Annotated in this window: 16 protein-coding genes, 1 tRNA gene and 1 pseudogene; 11 read left to right on the top strand and 7 right to left on the bottom strand. The window is 31.3% G+C overall.

What is annotated here, in order from left to right; all coding sequences use genetic code 11:
• Positions 1-23: 23 nt before the first annotated feature.
• Positions 24-106, top strand: a tRNA-Ser gene (locus tag SM9_RS09085).
• Here the strand turns inward: SM9_RS09085 and cobK are convergent.
• The 3 genes and pseudogenes from cobK to SM9_RS09070 form a co-directional block, all read right to left on the bottom strand.
• Positions 88-903 carry a precorrin-6A reductase gene (cobK, locus tag SM9_RS09080; RefSeq protein ID WP_058740343.1) on the bottom strand — a complete coding sequence of 272 codons (816 nt, stop codon included), beginning with the start codon at positions 901-903 and terminating at the stop codon, positions 88-90. The two genes, SM9_RS09085 and cobK, sit on opposite strands and share 19 nt — an antisense overlap.
• Positions 900-3,337 (bottom strand): annotated as a pseudogene (locus SM9_RS09075) (calcium-translocating P-type ATPase, PMCA-type). The gene cobK and the pseudogene SM9_RS09075 overlap by 4 nt, the downstream one beginning before the upstream one ends.
• Entirely contained in the window at positions 3,338-3,730 is a 393-nt protein-coding gene (locus tag SM9_RS09070) for a UPF0146 family protein (RefSeq protein WP_058739845.1), read from the bottom strand.
• A 139-nt stretch (positions 3,731-3,869) separates the two neighbouring features.
• Here SM9_RS09070 and rimI point away from each other — a divergent pair, with 139 nt between their 5' ends.
• On the top strand, positions 3,870-4,313 hold the full coding sequence (gene rimI, locus SM9_RS09065) for a ribosomal protein S18-alanine N-acetyltransferase (RefSeq protein WP_058739844.1): 444 nt from the start codon (positions 3,870-3,872) through the stop codon (positions 4,311-4,313).
• On the opposite strand, the gene SM9_RS09060 is transcribed toward rimI, so the two are convergent.
• Positions 4,297-4,818: a zinc ribbon domain-containing protein gene (locus SM9_RS09060; RefSeq protein WP_058739843.1), complete on the bottom strand. Its 522-nt coding sequence runs from the start codon at positions 4,816-4,818 to the stop codon at positions 4,297-4,299. The genes rimI and SM9_RS09060 overlap by 17 nt on opposite strands.
• 88 nt (positions 4,819-4,906) lie before the next feature.
• Here SM9_RS09060 and SM9_RS09055 point away from each other — a divergent pair, with 88 nt between their 5' ends.
• The 4 genes from SM9_RS09055 to SM9_RS09040 all read left to right on the top strand — a co-directional run bounded on the left by SM9_RS09055 (position 4,907) and on the right by SM9_RS09040 (position 10,499).
• Positions 4,907-5,872, top strand: a complete 966-nt coding sequence (locus SM9_RS09055; RefSeq protein WP_058739842.1) for a hypothetical protein — start codon at positions 4,907-4,909, stop codon at positions 5,870-5,872.
• 84 nt (positions 5,873-5,956) lie between these two features.
• Positions 5,957-7,201 carry a peptide chain release factor aRF-1 gene (gene prf1, locus SM9_RS09050; protein ID WP_058739841.1) on the top strand — a complete coding sequence of 415 codons (1,245 nt, stop codon included), beginning with the start codon at positions 5,957-5,959 and terminating at the stop codon, positions 7,199-7,201.
• 460 nt (positions 7,202-7,661) lie between these two features.
• Positions 7,662-8,996 (top strand): NADP-specific glutamate dehydrogenase, encoded by a 1,335-nt coding sequence (gene gdhA, locus SM9_RS09045; protein ID WP_058739840.1) that lies wholly within the window; start codon positions 7,662-7,664, stop codon positions 8,994-8,996.
• Positions 8,997-9,287: 291 nt separating this feature from the next.
• The gene (locus SM9_RS09040; protein ID WP_198144365.1) at positions 9,288-10,499 is read left to right on the top strand and encodes an AAA family ATPase; all 1,212 of its coding nucleotides are present in this window, start codon (positions 9,288-9,290) and stop codon (positions 10,497-10,499) included.
• 205 nt (positions 10,500-10,704) lie between these two features.
• Here SM9_RS09040 and SM9_RS12530 read toward each other — a convergent pair whose 3' ends face one another.
• Positions 10,705-10,836 carry a hypothetical protein gene (locus SM9_RS12530; protein WP_269744785.1) on the bottom strand — a complete coding sequence of 44 codons (132 nt, stop codon included), beginning with the start codon at positions 10,834-10,836 and terminating at the stop codon, positions 10,705-10,707.
• Between the two features lie 15 nt (positions 10,837-10,851).
• The gene (locus tag SM9_RS09035) at positions 10,852-12,627 is read right to left on the bottom strand and encodes an FUSC family protein (RefSeq protein ID WP_058739838.1); all 1,776 of its coding nucleotides are present in this window, start codon (positions 12,625-12,627) and stop codon (positions 10,852-10,854) included.
• 195 nt (positions 12,628-12,822) lie between these two features.
• Between SM9_RS09035 and SM9_RS09030 the strand changes: the two genes are divergently transcribed.
• The 3 genes from SM9_RS09030 to SM9_RS09020 are packed head-to-tail and all read left to right on the top strand — an operon-like array spanning position 12,823 to position 14,943.
• Positions 12,823-14,382 (top strand): flippase, encoded by a 1,560-nt coding sequence (locus SM9_RS09030; RefSeq protein ID WP_058739837.1) that lies wholly within the window; start codon positions 12,823-12,825, stop codon positions 14,380-14,382.
• 15 nt (positions 14,383-14,397) lie between these two features.
• Positions 14,398-14,652 (top strand): DUF3795 domain-containing protein, encoded by a 255-nt coding sequence (locus SM9_RS09025; protein ID WP_058739836.1) that lies wholly within the window; start codon positions 14,398-14,400, stop codon positions 14,650-14,652.
• A gap of 9 nt (positions 14,653-14,661) precedes the next feature.
• On the top strand, positions 14,662-14,943 hold the full coding sequence (locus SM9_RS09020) for a hypothetical protein (protein ID WP_058739835.1): 282 nt from the start codon (positions 14,662-14,664) through the stop codon (positions 14,941-14,943).
• Between the two features lie 7 nt (positions 14,944-14,950).
• On the opposite strand, the gene SM9_RS09015 is transcribed toward SM9_RS09020, so the two are convergent.
• Entirely contained in the window at positions 14,951-15,409 is a 459-nt protein-coding gene (locus SM9_RS09015) for a flavodoxin family protein (RefSeq protein WP_058739834.1), read from the bottom strand.
• Positions 15,410-15,469: 60 nt separating this feature from the next.
• On the opposite strand from SM9_RS09015, the gene SM9_RS09010 reads away from it, so the two are divergent.
• Together SM9_RS09010 and SM9_RS09005 are read left to right on the top strand one after the other, a co-directional pair.
• Complete coding sequence (locus SM9_RS09010; protein ID WP_058739833.1) at positions 15,470-15,859, top strand: putative zinc-binding protein; 390 nt, start codon at positions 15,470-15,472, stop codon at positions 15,857-15,859.
• Positions 15,860-15,972: 113 nt separating this feature from the next.
• Complete coding sequence (locus SM9_RS09005; protein WP_058739832.1) at positions 15,973-17,061, top strand: M48 family metallopeptidase; 1,089 nt, start codon at positions 15,973-15,975, stop codon at positions 17,059-17,061.
• Positions 17,062-17,087: the final 26 nt, after the last annotated feature.

Raw genomic sequence — 17,087 nt, 5'->3', positions numbered from 1 at the left:
TTTTTATATCATTTGTTTTGTGGGCCGAGGTAGTCTAGTCTGGTAAGGCGCGGGACTTGAAATCCCGTGGAGTTTCTCCTCCTGAGTTCAAATCTCAGTCTCGGCGCTTTTAATTATTTTTTCTATTTTTTCATCAAGTTCTTCTAAATTAGAAACAATGTCTTTTTTATTCAATTCTTTGATGAATGGTCTTTTAATCATGATTAGAGATATGTCTTTCTTGTTTGCAGCATCAATTTTTTCAATTACTCCGCCTATTTCACCGCTTTCCTTTGTAATCATGACACTTGCATTATGTTTTTCAATTAAATCCATGTTTTCCTTTAAGCTGGCGGCACCTTCCATAGCTATGATATGGTCCTCTTTTATTCCCAGCTTTTCGCATTTTTCAATGGATTTTGGAACTTTTAAAATTCGTGGATAAAATCGTTCTGTTGAAACATTTTTCAATACATCTTCCATAGTGTTTGCGCCAGCAAAGTGAAGGATATTTCCCTCGGGTATTTCTTCAGATATTATCTGTCCTGCATTTTCAAAGGATTTTGCATAAATTATATGTGATGTGTCTATATTGTCAAAGTTTAGTGATGGCCTTTCAAATCTGATGTATGAGATATTGCAAATCTTTGAAACGCTTACGCTTGTTTTTGTAATGTGTTCTGCAAATGGGTGTGTTGCATCTATCAGCAAATCAAAGTCAGAATTGTTTATGATTTTGATAATTTCATCTTTTAGGAGAGGTCTTGATATTGTATCATCGCTTCCCGCTTCCGCAGCTAATTTTGATCCATATTCTGTTGTTGTGGTAGTTAAAATATGGGTATTGTAATTATTTTTCAAGTGTTTAATTATTTCAGTTGAGTCCTTGGTTCCTCCCAAAATAAATATGTTCAAATCTTTCATTGTATCACTTTATTCATTACTTTTTCAGTTATTATTATTGTAAATGCAACGATTATAATAATGATCCAATCTATTAATCCGATAGATGTTGTCTTAAATATAATTTGAAGTTGTGGAATATATATTATTAAAATTTGCAGTATTAATGAAAGAGATATTCCCAAATACAGGTATTTACTTGAGCTTTCAGAGTTTGCCTTGCAGTTATATGCATTAAACAATTGATAAACCACAAATAATGTAAATGCAACAGTCATTGCTTTAGTGTCGTTTGATGTATTCAATTCATGAATAAAAACGCCAATTGTTCCGATGGCCATAACAATTCCTGATATGAATATTTTAAGCAGCACATTTCTATTTAAAATATCTCCTGTTTCTGGTTTTCTTTCCATTATGTCTTTTTCTGCACCTTCAAGACCTAATGTCTGTGCAGGAGGTCCGTCCATTACTATATTAATCCATAACAGTTGTGCTGGATTGAACGGCAATGGGAGAGATAAGATTGATGTACCTATAATTGTTAATATTGCACCAACATTTGTGGATACCTGAAACTTTACGAATCTTTTAATGTTGTCATAGATTTTTCTTCCTTCTTTTATTGCTTTGACTATTGTTGCAAAGTCATTGTCTTCTATTATCATATCTGATGCTTCATGAGCAACATCTGTACCATTTCCCATTGAAACTCCTATTGATGCTTTTTTAAGTGCAGGGGCATCATTAACACCGTCTCCAGTCATTGAAACTATGTTTCCTTTGTTTTTCAGTGTTTCAACAATTCTCATTTTTTGTGTTGGTTTTACCCTTGCATAGACCTGAATATCTTCTACGATTTTGGAATATTCTTCATCATTCATTGAATCAAGTTCTTCTCCTGTTATGACCTTGCCTGTTGTCAGTATTTTGAGATTTTTTGCAATAGCAGTTGCTGTTTTTTTGTGGTCTCCTGTTATCATCACTACTTTGATTCCTGCTTTTTTACAGTCTTTCACTGCTTTTTCAGCACTTTTTTTAGCAGGATCTATTATTCCAACAAGGCCAGTAAATGTAAGGTTTTCTTCATCCGGATTTTCATCTTTGATTTTATATGCAAAACCTATTACTCTTAAAGCATTGCCTGTCATTTCATTAATTTTTTTAGATAGCGTTTCCTTGATTTCAGGTGTGATTATTTTAGTACTTCCATTATTATCTATGTATTTACATTTGGATATTATTATTTCTGGAGCACCTTTTGATAAAATAATATTATTTTCATCACTGCACGTATATTCAGTAGTCATTATTTTACGAGAACGGTCAAGTGGAATTTCATTTACTCTATCATATCTTTCAGTTTTGATTTTTTTGTCTTGGAAATGTTTTAAAATTGCAATGTCGGTTGAGTTTCCAATTGTTTCATTCTCTTTAATCAGTGCATTGTTGCATAATGTTCCAATAAATGCAGTCTTTTCCTCATTATAATAAAATGAATCAGTAACTGTCATTTTGTTTTCTGTTAATGTACCTGTTTTATCACTGCATATGACTGTACATGATCCAAGAGTTTCAACAGAAAGCAGTCTTTTAACTATTGCATTTGATTTTGCCATCTGCTGCATTCCTAAAGCCAGGGTCAATGTTAAAACGGCAGGCAATCCTTCGGGAATTGCTGCAACTGCAAGTGAAACTGCAGTCATGAATGTCTGAACCAGAGGAACGCCCTTGAATAACTCTAAAAAGAAAACAACAATACATACAATTATTGCAATTGCAGATAATGATTTTCCTAATCTGTCAACTTTCTTTTGAAGAGGTGTTTCGCTGGATTCCTGCTGGACAACTTCGGCAATCCTTCCAATGCTTGTGGACATACCTATGTTTGAGACAACGCCAACAGCATTTCCGGATAAAATATTTGAATCCATGTGTGCTTCATCACCAATGTTTTTGTTAACGCCTTCTGATTCGCCTGTCAGGGATGATTCATCAACAATAAGATTATTTGATTCGATTAAAATTAAATCTGCAGGTACTTTAATTCCTTCCTCTAAAAGCACTATGTCTCCAATAGTCAGTTCTTCTGAATCGATTGTTTTAATTTCACCATCTCTTTTTACTATTGCATGTTTTGTTATTAATGTTTTAAGCATTTCTACTGCTTTTTGGGAGCGATATTCCTGTATAAATCCCATGATAACATTTAATAAAATGGCTAAGATGATTACTCCTGCATCTATAACATCTCCAATAGCATAAGCAGCAATGGCTGCAATAATTAAAAGAGCTATTAAAACATCCACGAACTGTTCAAAAAATAAAAAACAGGACTTTTTGGTTTTTGTTCTAAGAGTTTATTCGGACCGTATTTTTCTTGTCTTTTTCGAACTTCGCTTTCGTTTAATCCATTTTTCGATGTTTGATATTTTGATAAAATGTCGTTTGTCATTTAGACACCCAATGTATAAAAACTTGCTTTTTTATAGTTTTTTAATTTTAATTTTACATTTTTTCCATTTATATCTTCATTAAATAACGGTTTAATGATTAGTTTTGTGTCCGTTTTTAATGCCAGATTAATTATATATGGTTGCAACTCGCTTGGTGGCCTTATTGAATAGATTATATCTAAATTTTCATATATTTTCAAATTTGGATTAGTAATGTCGTCTTTTATCACACTTGGATCGTTTGGAGAAATGTCTGTTTTTATAATTTCAACATTTTCCTGCTCATTTAAATAATCAAAAACCTGTGTGAATTTTCCAACAGCTATTTCACATATTCTGGTTGGATTTTTTTCACATCGTGATAAAATATATTCTGCGAAATTCTGCCACATATAATCAACTCTTATAATATATCTTTAATATTTAAGTAATTTATAATATTAAATTTTTCTTAATAATTTTGGTTACAAAAAGATGTATATTTTTTTCTTAATAATATTTAAATAACTTCTTTGTTATATTATTGATATGATGATAATACGTGAGTTCAGGCCGAGTGATTTAAAGAGAGTTTTTGAAATTGAAAACATGTCATTTAGTCAATCATATGGGATAAATACATTTAAGGGATTATATGATATGGGTACTGGTTTTTTGGTTGCAGAAGAAGACGGCTATGTAATCGGCTATATAATTTTCTGGATTAAGTATGAAAATCAGGGCCACATTATTTCTCTTGCAGTTGATAAGAATTACAGGCGATTAAAGGCAGGAACTCGTTTATTATCCAAAGCTATTCAAGTTTTAATGATGTTTGACATAGCAAATATCTATTTGGAAGTTAATGAAAATAACTGTGGTGCATATAAATTCTATAAGCAGTTTAATTTTAAAGTTGATAGGATAGTTCCGAATTATTATGATGGTGGTGATGGGGCTATTGTGATGTATTTACCGATTATAAGGTCACGTTAGTCAAATTAGCAAAATTCATTTGGCTATAGTTCATTAATGTATCGGTATTTATCGTGCCAGTCAATATCAATATTAATATCAGCACTAAATAGAATATGAATATTGCAAGCTGAATGCGTCCGTGTTTTTTTGCGACAGGATCTTTTCTTGTTATAAGATAAATTGCAATAATTAGACCTAAAAGTCCACCTAAAATTGAGAAGATGTATCCTAAAAGAATTAAAAATCTGCTGGTATGTGGCGCATTAATTCTTTGGGCATCTTCAGATATTTTTCTTTGAATGATAATGGGATTGAGTGACTGTTCCTGTTCAAACTGTTTTTTAAAAATCAATGGGCTACCGCATTTTACACAGTAATCTGCCTCTTCAGGATTTGAATAATTGCATAATGGGCATGTGTTTGCATCAACTTCTAATTCTGGAAATTCATATCCGCATTTTATACAAAATCCATATTGGTCGTCACTTGTTGTGTGGCATTTAGGGCATCTTCTTATAACCATATTATCACTAAATTAAAATTAGTTAATCAATATTATTTAAAAGTATTCATTACAAATATTATTATCAATAATCTGTGTCGGTGAAAATTTGCTTGAAAAAATAGAGATTATCCAAAGATTCAATTTTAAAAAATTAAATAAGCATTATGATTGTTTTATTATAGATTTAGTTCGTGGAAATGCTTATTTTAATATAAATGAAATGATTTATCCTGACAGATTCTTTGAAACTAATTATTTGGCCAGTTATCCTTGGTCTCCAATTTTAAATGATTTAAAAAAGAGAGTTTCAAGTAAGATTCATCATCTGGACGAAAAATCAATAGATTATATTCAAAAGAAGTTTGCTGATTTGAAGCTTTTTAATGATTTTGAATCCGAAAGCTTTTCATATTTTGAGAAACTGGAAAATGTCTATTCATGCAACATTAATCTCTATTTTTCAGGAGACTATCAGGAATATTGTATAAAAAATAATTTTCCTGAAAATTGGATTGAATTTGGAGAAATGCTATTTAATTTATTTAATTTCGATGTTTTGAATATATCCAATCTAGAAAAAATAGTTACAAATTTATTTTTCAATATACAACATGATGGGGTTTATGATAAGAAAAATAATAGACTGGAACTCACTTCAATTGAATTCGGCCATTATGAGGTTTATCCTTATGATACGCCACACCCTAGCGTAATGGTGGATGTTGAAAACCGGGAAATTACTGGTTATTATGAAAAGGAAGATATTGACCTTACAGTTCTGTATAATCTTTTAGAAAAGTACGGTGTCTATGAATGGATTTTTGAAAGTTATCAAAATAAATCTAAAAATCATGATTCTCCTGTATTGGACGGATATGACTGGTATTTGGAGCTTGTTTTCAATAATTCTATCATATGGAATATTCTAGGACATAATGAATATCCAGATACTTATTTGTGTCTGGCATATGATGTTAAAAAATTAACCGGTTTGGATTTGCTTGAAATCGAAAGCATTCCTCAAGAGGAAATTGAATTATTTAATAATTATGGAAAAGAAAAATTATTGTAAAAAATAGCTTATTTTTCATTAATTATTTATATTTGTAAGTAGATAATTTTATATATTATATTAATTTTTATTATGGGGGATATCATGTCAGAAGTCTCATCAAAAGAATTATATGAATTTAAAAAAACTTTAAAAGAGTTATCACAAAAAAGAGGAAGAGGTACAGAACTTGTTTCAGTATATATCCCTCCTGACAAACAGCTCAGTGATGTCGGTAAACATATGAGGGATGAACTTGGGCAGAGTGCTAACATCAAGAGTAAACAAACCAAAAAGAATGTTCAGTCAGCTATTGAGGTTATTTTGCAAAGCATACGTTTATACAAACAACCTCCGGAAAATGGTATTGTATTATTTGTTGGTATGATTCCTAAAGGTGGTCCTGGTACTGAAAAGATGGAAAAATATATTTTGGAGCCACCTGAACCGGTTACAACTTACTGGTATAAATGTAATAATGAATTTTTCTTAGAACCTCTTGAATACATGATTGAGGAAAGGGACACTTATGGTTTGGCAGTAGTCGACAGAAAAGAAGCTACTATTGCAACATTAAAAGGTAAAAAAATTACTCTTGTCGGTCATTTGACCAGTGGTGTTCCAGGAAAACATAAGGCAGGGGGACAATCACAAAGAAGGTTTGACCGTGTAATTGAGGATGAAGCTCGTGAATTCTTGAAACGTATTGCTAGGCGTATCAATGATGAATTTTTACCATTAAAAGATGATTTGAAAGCGGTTGTTATTGGTGGACCGGGTTTTACTAAAAATGATTTGGTTGATGCGGATTATATCCAATATGAGATTAAGGATAAAATCATTGCAACTGTTGATACTTCCTACACTGGTGAATTTGGTATTCGTGAAGTTATAAATAAATCAACTGATCTTTTAAATGAATTGGATGTTATCCATGAAAAAGAAGTTATTCAAAAGTTTTTGGGTGAACTTAGAAAAGATGATGGTTTGTATTCCTATGGTGAAGAGGAAGTTAGAAACAACTTGATTATTGGTGCTGTTGATACTTTGCTCTTATCCGAAGATTTGGATTCAATGCGTAAAACTTTCAAATGTGGAAGCTGTGGTTTTGAAAAAGGAATCACTGTTAAAAATCAATCTGAAGCAGATTCACTTGAAGAACGTTGTCCTAATTGTAATGAATTGCTTAAAGAAGATTCTTCTGAGCTTTTAGTTGATGATTTTGTTGAAATGGCTGAAGAAATGAATACGTCTGTTGAGTTTATTTCTACTGAAACTGAAGAAGGAATGCAACTTTACCGTGCTTTTGGTGGTATTGGGGCAATTTTAAGATACTATGTAGGACACTAGGATTTTTATAATCCTTTACTTTTTTTTATTTTGTTTTTGGTTTTTTTGTGTAATTTTTTTGTTTTTTTTCTAGTCGGACATATACTTCCACCGTTTTGTGTTTTTTTCTAGTCGGACATATACTTCCACCCAATTTTGTTTAATTTAATTAATAATTTTATAAACAATGATTATTATTTTTCAGAATTTTATATTATTATTTATATTTTATTTGATTTTTTATATTTTTGTTTATAAAATAACTATTTTTACTAAATATTGTATCTTATTATAATAAAACTTCTATAATTTTATATAAATTTTTTTAAATTTAATATTTATTTGTCTAATAAAATTATTAATATAATTAATTATATTCGATTTTTTTTAAAAAAATTGAAAACTATTAAATATAAGAAGGTACAAAAAATTAATTGTCATATCAAAATAATATTTGATAATGAATATTGGAGGAATAATTTTGTCATACGTAGACGATGTAATTGAAACTATTATTGAACAAAACCCTTCCGAACCAGAATTCCATCAAGCTGTACGCGAAGTATTGGAATCCTTAAGGGTTGTTATTGAAGAAAATGAAGAAGAATTTAAGAAAAATGCACTTCTTGAAAGATTAACCAATCCTGAAAGACAATTCAAATTCCGTGTCCCATGGGTAGATGACAACGGACAAGTGCAAGTAAACACAGGATACCGTGTCCAATTCAATTCAGCTATTGGACCATACAAAGGAGGATTACGTTTCCACCCTTCAGTAAACCTCGGTATTATTAAATTTTTAGGATTTGAACAAATCTTCAAAAACTCATTAACCGGACTTCCAATCGGTGGAGGAAAAGGAGGATCAGACTTTGATCCTAAAGGAAAATCAGACAGAGAAATCATGGCATTCTGTCAAAGTTTCATGACCGAATTATGCAAATACATCGGAGCAGATACTGATGTGCCTGCTGGAGATATTGGTGTAGGTGGTCGTGAGATTGGATTCTTATTCGGTCAATATAAAAGAATTAGAGGATTATACGAAGGAGTATTAACCGGTAAAGGATTAACCTTCGGCGGATCTCTTGCAAGAACTGAAGCTACTGGATATGGATTATTATACTTCACCAATGCAATGTTAAAAGCAAACGATATTGATATTGCAGGTAAAACCATTGCAGTATCAGGTGCAGGTAATGTAGCTATTTATGCAATCGAAAAAGCACAGCAATTAGGTGGTAAACCTGTAACCTGTTCCGATTCAACCGGTTGGATTTATGATCCTGAAGGAATCGACGTTGAATTATTAAAAGAAGTAAAAGAAGTTAGAAGAGAAAGATTAACTGCTTATGCTGAAGCAAGAGAAAGTGCAGAATACCACGAAGGTAAAGGTGTATGGACAATTAAATGTGACATCGCATTACCATGCGCAACCCAAAATGAATTATTATTGGATGATGCAAAAGCATTAGTTAAAAATGGTGTTTTGGCTGTAGCTGAAGGAGCAAATATGCCTACTTCCATTGAAGCAACCGAATACTTACAAGAAAATGATGTATTATTCGCACCAGGTAAAGCTTCAAATGCTGGTGGAGTAGCTACTTCCGCTTTAGAAATGTCACAAAACTCACAAAGATTATCCTGGACCTTTGAAGAAGTTGACTCTAAACTTCAAGCTATTATGGAAAACATCTTTGCAAATGCTGCAGCTGCTGCTAAAGAATATGGAATGGATAAAAACTATGTAGCAGGAGCAAACATTGCAGGATTCCAAAAAGTTGTTGAAGCAATGAACGCACAAGGAATTGTGTAAATTTATTTTTAAGAGTTTTTAACTCTTATTTTTTTTATTATTTTCATCGTTTTTGAAGAGAGTTTATTTCATTGATTTTTTTGGCTGAAAGTAGAGTGTTTTTTGTGTTAATGTGTTTTTGTGCAAAATCACTGTTCTCAAATTTTTATTGATCTTCAAAATATATTCTCTGTTGGAATAACTTTAATTTTTATTTAAGTTATGAATAGTTATTCTCTTAGTGAATAACTTTTATACTTATTCTAATGGTGAATAATTATTCTCTTGATGAATAATTTTATATATTATTTAATGTTATATAATAGTGAGGATGTAAATATGATACCCTGGGGGACTAGAGAAAATCTTCGTGAAGATGAATTTTATAACCGGATTGCAGAAATAGATAATCTTAAAAGTCTTTTACAAACAACATCTAATGGCAATGCGCCACAAATTTTATTAACTGGTCTTCGAGGTGTTGGAAAGACAGTTTTTCTTAAAAAAATTAAAAAAGAATTAGATAATGATTATTTAGTGGTATACATTAATTTTTCTAAGGCAGAATGTTATCAAAAAAGAAACATGTCTGTAATGGGATTAATGGAATTTTTCTTTAAGGAATTTTTAATTGAAGCAAAAAACAAGAATCTAAACACATTGGATAAAAGAATTGAGAAATACTTTAAAGTAAATGATTTTAAAATCAAGGAGTTCATTCAACTTGATAAGTTCCCAATACCTGTTTTTGGCAGTGAGACTAATGTTGAAAAATTAATGGATTTTGTTTTAACATTGCCTGAAAAAATTCATGAAAGCAATTCTGATAAAATAAAAGGTGTTTTGATTTTCATTGATGAATTTCAAATCATTAAGGAATTGGACGATTATAAGGAATCATTCTTATGGAAATTAAGAAGTTATATTCAAAATCAAAATTATGTGTCCTATGTTTTTTCCGGATCAATGAGTATGCAGGATGAATTAATTTCTGAAATTGCAAGCCAAAGAGGTGCATTTGGAGGTAGAATGCTTACAATCAACATATCTCCATTCAGTAAGGAAACTGTTAAATCATATCTAACACAAGAGGTTCCGAATTTAAAATTTTCCGATGAGGGATTTGACAGGTTTTTTAAATGCACTTCGGGGATTCCTGCATATGTCAATATTTTTGCAACATTGCTTCCGAAAGACATTGAACTAGATGAAAATCTTGTAAAATCAGAATTTGAAGATAAAATTGAAGTCATTAACACTCATTTAATTGTAATGTGGGATAAATTAACATTGCGTGAACAATACATTATAATATCTTTAATAGATGGGCCTTTAAAAAGAAACGAAATTGCAAAAACACTAAATGTTACTACTGGTTCTATCAGTAAACCATTAGTTAATCTCCAACATCAAGAATTAATGATTTTGGATAATAATCTCTATTATTTGTCTGAACCAATACTTAAAAGATGGTTAGAATTGGAATATGAGAAAAATGGAACATATCCATTTAGATTAGATTAATATTGTCTAAAAAGTTGACTGGTATCGCCCAATTCCTACATAGAAATCGTATAGATTTCCTTGTTTATTTTTTTGTTTTTAACTCTTATTTTTTTATTTCGCCATTGGAACTTTTCTGAATCAGTATATTAATTGTTTTTTAAACTTAACTTCAATCAAGTTAAGCAAATTGTAAATTTGACAATGAAAAAGTTAAATTTAATGTCTATTGCTTTGAAAACATATCTTTTGAACACATATTCTGAATCAAAGTGGTTGAATCTTCATTCATATGCATCGTTTTACTGGTCATGGTCAATGCTTGTAAAGTCCTTTTTATCCAGAAACAGAGTCCCATATTTTAATGCCCGAATTATTCATTTAAATCTATCATAATAGCTTTTTCATGATCATATAACTCTTTGACATAATTTAAAGTTAATGCAATAATCTTCTCCTTATCATTCAAATTTTCATCAACATCACTATCTTTATCAATAATGTCTGTTAAATTATTTTTCAATTCATCTGAAACAATATTAACATCGAGGTAACTCAATATAAAATTACAGATGTCTGTTATTTTAATCTGTAAATAATATAATTCACGATTTTCATCAGTGACTTCAATATTTTCACGAATGATATTTGTCACGACGAGTAAAGTGGTTTTATTAACAAATCTTCCTCTGCATTTTTCCTTTATTAAATCAAATGATTTCAGATTTAATCTGCAGCATTCTCTTAAATTGTTTTCAGTTTCTATTTCAACGGAGTATGGCATGAATTTGAAGTTGAACAATGATACTACGCATACTCCAATTGTTACCCATAATATTTTTAATTCAATAGCTTCTTGGGGCGAAATATAGATTAACGCAGCCATTAAAGACATTATTGTTGTAGATGTCGTTAAAATGAATTTGTCTTCACTCTTCAAGGCCATGACGAAAATACAGACAACCATTACCATAAGTGGTGCTGCTTGAGATATTGGGATGTAGTGCATCAAGACATTAATTACTGCAAATATGAACGCTCCTAAAAATGTTCCCTTAATACGTGCCTTCGCAGTGTATGCCAAATCGTTAATGTAAGGCATCATCAGGGGAATTGTGATAAAATATAACCATTTGCTGAATGTCAAGTTGAACATTAATGTCAATAATTGCCAAATAAACATTATAAAAGCCATTTTAAATGCAAATATGAATTTGGGAGATTTGAAAGTAATCTGGCTTTTAATGATTGGTTTCAACAATGTTTTCACGGTATTTCTATCAGGAATATTTTCATCAGAGGCAAGGTCATTGTTTACTTCATTTGCAATAATCTCTAAGTTCAACAGAATCAAAGCCATATCCTTTGTCTTTAATTCAATACCTTGAAAAATATCATCGGGATTAATTTTCTTGATTTTAGATAGGGTATCTTTTGTATACATTAATTCGTTTTCTGTTAGATTTTTAGTGGAGATTATATGTCCTATATATTGAAATGACTTCACTACATTTAAAACAGATTGGTGGGTTTTTGTTGGAAAATATTTGTATTCAAACTTATTGTAAATGGCTAAATAGAATCCATTGGCTGTTTTGAAGCTATTGGATGAAACCTCTTTTCCTGCCAATTTCAAGTCGATTGCTTTGTTCAATTCATCAATCAGATTGGATATTGTAGTTTTAGTTAATTTATAATCTTTTTTCTTATTGACTATTATATTCAATCCCACAATAAAGACTGCTCCGAATGCCAATGACAGCAGTCTCATAGGCAACAGTTCAATATCTATAGGAATTCCCACCATCATGAAATAGCACATAAGATAAGGTATATAAACATCAGTTCCGAATAGGTTATGTGATGTAAAAGTGGTTCCAAACACCACAATGAACGTAAATATGCATCCCCATATTGTCAAAGGATTGTTTAAATAAGAGGCAATCCCTAAAATCAACAGCAATGACAGTACTTTGATAAAAGAAGTCTTAGGTTTGAACGATAAGTCATTGCCCAAACTCATGAATGCTGCCAATACCATTATTAATCCAATAACTGCGTTTTTGCTTCCAAAAACTATCATGTATAATGCCATGAATGAAAACATTGCAAGAAACATGATGAGTTTTGGCTTTAAAGATTGAATCATAATTTTCCAATAATAAAGTTTTTTTAATAATACCTTTAAATAATGCAAGTAATAAGTATTTCCATTTATAAAACGAGGATTTTCGTATTTTTCTTAATTATTATTTCTTTTGTCGTTTTGAAAATTTTTTAAATAATACATTTAAATACTATAACCAAGTTAAAATATATTAAATACTTTTTTTAAGGTCATATTATGGGAAATAAGTTAGTGCGTGGTAGTTTAATTATTTTTGTTGGTAATATAATTTTCCGTATCGGAGGTTATCTGTATCGTTTTTTAATGGCCACACTTTTAGGTCCGGTAAACAATGGTATTTTAGGAACTACCATGTCATTTCAAGGAATATTTCAGACATTGGCAGCGGGGGGACTTCCGCCTGCAATATCTAAATACATTGCTGAATATAATGCCGTTGAAGACTATAATATGGCTCGCCAGACAATTTATACCGCTTTAAAAATCATGGTATTTCTGGGTTTATCCTTGGGATTTTTGATGATTTTTGTCATTGCCCCATTTATTGCTAATAATTTTATGCATAAGCCTGAGGTTATGGTTCCACTGCAGATCATTGGTTTGATTACTCCATTCAGTGTTATTATGGGAGCATTTAGGGGGGCATTTCAGGGAGTCTATAAAATGGAGTATATAGTTTATTCCCGTGCTATTGAACAGTTGGCAATGATTTTATTCGCTACTGCGTTTGTTTTGATAGGATTTTCAGTTGTTGGTGCATTATGGGGTACTGTCATCGGATATTCTCTTTCCGCTGTTTCATGTGTGGTCATATTTAAATTATATATGGGACAATATATTCCTCAACCTAGTGATGATTTTGAATTTTCATTGCGTGATGAGCTTAAACTTGGTGCAATGCTGGTTAAATTTTCCATTCCTGTAATTATTACTGCAATTGCTGAAATGCTCATTTATAATATTTGTACAATTATTATGGGTAAATTTCTGACATTGGCGGATATTGGTTTTTTCACAGCTGCAGATCCTATTGCGAGATTACCTTTGATGATTTCCATTTCTATTGCAACTACTATTTTGCCCGCCTCTTCTGAAGCATTCAAGGTTAATGATATTGATTCTCTTCAAAAATATGTTGGCGAAGCTTATAAGATATCTATGTTATTTGTTATTCCTATGTGTATTGGACTTGCATTGTTTGCAGTTCCTACATTGCAGCTCCTATACTTCAAAAATCCTGATTATGTTGCGGGAGCTTCAGCATTAGCAATACTGTCTATTGGAATGACATTTTATTCAATATTTTCCATATCCACAAGTATTGTTCAGGGTGTTGGAAATCCTAGAATTCCTATGTATATTTTGATTTTTGGTTCTGTTGTCACAGCCGCTCTCTGCTGGATATTTGTTCCATATTTGGGTATTGCCGGAGGTGCGACTGCTACAACCATTGCTTGTTTCTGCATGATGGTTCCATGTATGTATTTTGTATTTAAACTAACTAAAACCAAAGCACCTAAACTTCCTATTGCTAAGATTGTGGCAGCTGCTTTAATCATGGGTTTGGTTGGATTTTTCATTCCAAAAACTCCTTTATTTTTGTTTCCTGGCATTATCATTTGCATAATTGTATATTTCTTTGCATTAATCTTGGTTAAATTTTTCACACAAGAAGATATTCTAACTTTAAGGGAATACTCATTAAAATTAGGCCCATTATCCAAAGTCGTTAATAAAATTTTGAATTTTGTTGAGAGATTGGAGTTTAGAAAGTAATATTGATGTGATATCTTGACAAAAAATACATTAAAAAGAAATGATTTGCTTTTTTCATTATGTGGGTTGAATTGCAGTTTGTGTCTTTCATTCATTCGTGGAAACTGTACTGGATGTCGGGAGGGAAGTTCCTGTGCATTAATATGTGGAATAGCACCATGTAGCATTGAGCATGGAAACATTGACTATTGTTTTGAATGTGGGGAGTATCCATGCTCCAAGTATGATGGAATAGATAAGCGTGATTCCCTAATTTCACACAAAAATTAATTAAAAGACATGCAAAAGGCAAAAACAATTGGCATTGAAAAGTATCATGAAAAACAACTGGAAAAAAAGAAGATTCTTAATAAGTTTCTGTCTGATTATGATGCTGGTCACAGGGATGTTTTTTTCGCTCTTGCCGTTAATTTGCTTGAACTTGATGATTTGAACAATGTATTAAAAGAATGTGATGAATCAACTATTAATATGAATTTGGATGAAAAATCACTATTCATAAAAGAAAAGCTAATTCATTGTGGTGAAAAAAGAAATATTGAACTTAAATTACGTAAATAATTTAAATTCATTCTAAAAATGATGCTAATTTTTCCATATATTCTCCTTTCTTAACTTCTTTTGTTGTTAATGATAGTGTTTTCAATGGTGATTTTCCAACAAAGTCTTCCATCTGTTTAAAAGCTGATTCAAAACCGCTTGAACCTGCAGTAACAAAAAATTTTACATTGTTGAATTTACCTTCGTTTTGTTTGATGTATGAAATCATAGGGTTTGCGGCTTTTCCTGCCCATACCGGAACTCCAAGATATACCATATCATAATTTGACGGATCATACTTTAAATCTCCGATTTTAATGATTTTTGCAGTCATGCCGTCTTTACCTGCACGTGCATAACCTATTTTTCCATCATATTTTACTTCAGATATTATTTCTTCACTATCTGCATTCAATCTGCCAGCTATTTCATCAGCCACTTTTTTTGTTATGTCTGTTCTGGAATAATATGCTACTAAAATGCTCATAATAATCACTCTTTATATAAAATATGATGTATAATATTAATTAAATATTGAGGTGATATTATGGCAGATAAGATTGCACTGGCACCATGTAATGGCATGAGTCCTAACGGTTTGGTTTCACGTGTCGCCGTGGGGGATTGTCGGGAGGAACATGATGATGTAATATCCATATGTATGGGTTCAACTTCAGCGGATATTGATGGAAAAAATAATGAAATGCTTAAAAAATACCCTATTATTGCAGTCAATGGCTGCGATGGTGCATGCGTAAATAAGATTCTAGAAAATAAGGGCATTAATGTCTTTAAAACTGTTGCAGTTGTTGATGTTTTAAAGGATTTTGGCGTTTCAAGTAAAGATCCTTTCAGATTGGATAGTGAAGGCGAAGAATGTGTTAAAATAATTAAAAATAAATTGGATGAAAAAATTAATGAAATTAAGGATTATTGATTTTATTTTTATTTCAAAATGGATTTTTTTCCAGTTACTAGAATATTCTAGTAATGGATTTAATAACATATTAATAACAATATTTATATTATTGCAACAATAAATTTCATATTATGGCAAAAGATGACAGGAGTCCATTAAATCCATTCACTGGACGTAAACATTATGATAAAGTTAATGATGATCAATTTTTAGCAGAATGCTATCGTGAATATTATGCTATTATTAACAAAGCTCAAATTATAGATAATACGCCTGAAGGTCAATTAATTTATAATGTTGCAACCAATTTAATTAAGGCAGTTTATAATTATCTGTCTTCAATTGGAAGACTTGACTATGTTGAAGATTATTATGATTGGGAATTTCATTTGCTTTTAGATAATACTGTAAATGCATTCTGTATTCCTGGAGGTAAGATTGCAGTATTTTCTGGAATTTTATCTGTTGCCAATAGTGAAGAGGAATTGGCTTTTATTTTAGGTCATGAAATGGCTCATGCATTGCTTGACCACACAAGAACAAGAGCCAGTGCTCAAAATACAAAAAATACACTGACCACTGTCTCATGGTTCGGCAGTTTTGCTTTTGATTTAATTGGTATGGGAGAGATAGGTGGCCTTACAAGAGCTGCCGTTAATGGTGTGGATATTGGTTCTCAGTTTTTACTATTGAATCCATGGGGAAGAGACCAGGAACTTGAAGCAGACAGATTAGGTATGTTAATTATTCATTGGGCAGGCTATGATATCACGGGTGTTCCTGCATTCTGGCAGAAAATGAGCGGTCAGAATGCCAACAACTTTGATTTTTTTTCAACACATCCTGCAGATGATAAAAGAATTGCTGTCATGAGGTCTTTAGTGGATGAAATTGAAGATGGCATTGATTATTCAAGGCCTGTGTTGGCAGATCGTCCTGATGCCAATTATGCTCCTAAAGTCGAAAACACTTCAATGAAGGCCTGTAAAAATTGTGGGCATAAAGAATATGAAGATGCGGTATTCTGTACTAATTGTGGGTCTAAATTTGATAGTCATCTGTTTTGTCCAAATTGTGGTGTAAACATTAGTGAAAGTGATCAATTTTGCACTTCATGCGGTTTTAAATTACATGATGACAAGTCAAAATGTCCTAACTGTGGTCAGATAGTAACACAAGGAGATGTTTTTTGTACTAATTGTGGTAACAGACTTCAATAGATAATTTTATTAATTTTTTCAACGAA

This window comes from Methanobrevibacter millerae, from assembly GCF_001477655.1.
Taxonomy (GTDB): Archaea; Methanobacteriota; Methanobacteria; order Methanobacteriales; family Methanobacteriaceae; genus Methanocatella; species Methanocatella millerae_A.
This window is presented reverse-complemented; position numbering and strand designations above follow the sequence as displayed.